General features: G+C 44.9%; 1 protein-coding gene and 1 pseudogene. One reads left to right on the top strand and one right to left on the bottom strand.

The window, feature by feature from the left end:
* On the bottom strand, positions 1-766 hold a 766-nt coding region (locus R7F07_RS25560), incomplete at its 3' end, for an IS5-like element ISVal1 family transposase (RefSeq protein ID WP_318110715.1).
* 79 nt (positions 767-845) lie between these two features.
* On the opposite strand from R7F07_RS25560, the pseudogene R7F07_RS25555 reads away from it, so the two are divergent.
* Positions 846-980 (top strand): annotated as a pseudogene (locus R7F07_RS25555) (helix-turn-helix transcriptional regulator); the annotation flags it as partial.
* Between the last annotated feature and the right edge of the window lie 28 nt (positions 981-1008).

The raw sequence follows: 1008 nt of genomic DNA, 5'->3' as shown, positions 1-1008 counted from the left end.
GAGAGCGCTTATGATAGCCATACCGCTTTTTCCACTTCTTGTTGGAGCCGTAGAGCTTCTGGCAACCTACCGCTAAGTTACGAGGATGCCCTTGTTCCCAGAAGGCTGCTCCTTCTCTTGGCGGGATGAGCGGAACAGCTCGCTTGATCCGTATGGCATCATGGCAATTCCTTGTGTCATAAGCGCCATCGCCTGATATCTCAATGATTTTACGACGTGTTTGCTTGAGTAAGTTGGGGAGCACTTCGGCATCAGTTACGTTAGATAAGCTCAGCTCTGCTGCGACTATTTCGTGGGTGCTTGTATCTACCGCGATATGCAGCTTACGCCAGACTCTTCGCTTCCCATCAGTTCCATGCTTCTTGACCTTCCATTCACCTTCGCCATAAACCTTGAGGCCAGTGGCATCAATGGCCAGATGTTGTATTGCTCCTCTGGTTTTGGTTTTAAATGAAACTTCAACTTCCTTAGCTCGGCGGCTTATACAGGTGTAGTGCGGGCAAACAAGCGGGATGTTAGCCAGCTTAAATACGGAGTCTAGAAAACCTTGCAGCGCTCTCAAGGGCATAGAGAAAACGCGTTTCACCATCAGTGCGGTAGTAATGGCTAAGTCGCTGAATCGGCGAGGTCTACCACGCTTGCCTTGTTTGTTTTGCTTCCACTCAGCTATCGCTTCCTCATCAATCCAAAAGGTCAGAGAACCACGGTTGATTAAGGATTTATTGTACTGCTTCCAGTTAGTTGTTTTGTAACGAGGTTTAGGCATGAGGCTACGACGATTGATGGGCGTAGCCGCTCAGATCGTAGTTTCTTGATTTAGTTCCATCGAATTACGCAACAAAGCCCAGTTATTTGTAAGCGAAAATACGGTTAAAACGCATCTTCACAATATTTTTAAAAAGATTGATGTAAAAAACAGAGTACAAGCACTGATTTGGGCAAAAGAAAATATTTCAGATCACTCTATAGAGATGGTTTGATTTTATAAAAAATACCTAACTAATTTAG

This window comes from Vibrio sp. YT-16, from assembly GCF_033337405.1.
GTDB lineage: Bacteria > Pseudomonadota > Gammaproteobacteria > Enterobacterales > Vibrionaceae > Vibrio > Vibrio alginolyticus.
Note: the sequence above shows the minus strand (reverse complement) of the source record. Positions and strands in the feature narration are given on the sequence as shown.